Source organism: Streptomyces sp. SM1 (genome assembly GCF_002910825.1).
Lineage (GTDB): Bacteria > Actinomycetota > Actinomycetes > Streptomycetales > Streptomycetaceae > Streptomyces > Streptomyces okerensis.
Window position 1 is genome coordinate 1 of sequence record NZ_NEUB01000498.1, and the last position, 1,477, is coordinate 1,477.

Below are 1,477 nucleotides of genomic sequence, written 5' to 3' on the forward strand. Positions count from 1 at the left end.
TGCCGCCGGCGCCCAGGAGGCCGGTGGGGCGCAGCGGGCCACCGGCCTCCAGACGGGGCAGTTTCCGGCGGGTCGCGCGCAGCACCACCGGGGGCAACGCGGTACGCGCCACCTGTACCAGCCGCAGGCCGCGCGGTACGTAGACGGCCCTGCTGCGGTGTTGCACGGCCGCCGCGAGCCGGGCGGCCACCTCGTCGACCGGGTGCAGTCGCCGGGCCGGCGGAGGCATGTGGCGGCGCAGCTCCCGCAGTACGGGGTGACGGTCCGCGTCGCGGATCATGTCGGTGTCGGTCCAGCCGAGGTAGCCGATCCCGACGGCGACACCCCGGTGCGCCACTTCGGCGCGCAGCGAGTGGGCGAAGGATTCCGCGCCCGCCTTGGAGGCGCAGTAGGCGCTCATCATCGGGGCGGCGCCGATCGAGGCCAGCGAGGCGACCTGGAGGTAGTAGCCCTTCGTCGCCAGCAGCTCCGGCAGGAAGGCACGGGCCGTGGCCGCGCTCCCGGTCAGGTTGACGGCGATCACGCGGCGCCACAGCGCCGGGTCGGAGGTGGCGAACGGGCCGCCCTCCGCGATCCCGGCGTTGGCCACGACGGCGGACGGTGCGCCGAGACGCGCCCTGACCAGGCCGGCGGCCTCGTCCAGCGCGGCCTCGTCGGTGACGTCCGTCTCGCACACCAGTGCGGCAGTGGGCAGGCCGGCCGCCACCTCCTCCAGTCCGGCCCTCTCGTGACCGAGCAGCGCGATCCGGGCGCCGCGCCGGGCGAGGTCGCGGGCCAGGGCGGCGCCGATCCCCCGTGCGGCGCCCGTCACCACGACGGTGCGGCCGCGCAGCGGGGCGCTGCTCACCGGCCGTCTCCCCCGGTGTCGGGGCGGGCCGTGTGGTCGGGGTGGCCGACGGTGCGGCGGGCCTCTTTCATCTCGGCCTCGTAGAGATGGTCCCGGCCCTCGGCCAGTTCCTCGACGGCTCCCCGCTCGATCTCACGGAACGGCTGGTGGTAGGTCGTGTCGTAGGCCTCGATGATCTGGAACGTCCAGTGGCCGGGGATGACGTTGCGGCCGAGCACCTGGGTGCGCACCGTCTCTGCCCAGTCCGGATGCCCGGCCTTGTGCAGCAGTTCGACCGCCCGGTCCAGTTCGAGGTCGGCGGTGCCGGTCAGCTGGTGGAAGCTGTAGAGGTGGCCCCGGGCGCGCTCGGTCGTCTCCAGCGCCTTCGACAGCGACCCGAGGGCCTCCACCGTCGCGTCGCTGACACCTTCGGGGCGCCGGTGGGTACGGTCGGGACCGTCCTGGTGTCCGGTCATCGTCTCGCCTCCGCCTGTCGTCGATGGTGTATCCGGGCCGCGTGGCCGGGGCCACGCCGGTCCGGTGCGCCGGTCATCCGCCGTCGGACCACCCGGTCCGCCGGACCGTGGGCCCGTCGGCCCGTCCCGTGTCCGGCTGCCTGCGTCCCGTGCGGTCGCGGTGCGCCAGCAGCCG

Annotated in this window: 2 protein-coding genes; both read right to left on the reverse strand. The window is 75.2% G+C overall.

The annotated features are described in order from the left end of the window. Positions 1-847 (reverse strand): SDR family oxidoreductase (locus B9S61_RS12205; RefSeq protein ID WP_103542271.1); only part of this gene is annotated, 847 nt, incomplete at its 3' end. Further along, positions 844-1,302, reverse strand: a complete 459-nt coding sequence (locus tag B9S61_RS12210; protein WP_103542272.1) for a hypothetical protein — start codon at positions 1,300-1,302, stop codon at positions 844-846. The genes B9S61_RS12205 and B9S61_RS12210, both read right to left, overlap by 4 nt. Positions 1,303-1,477 lie beyond the last annotated feature (175 nt).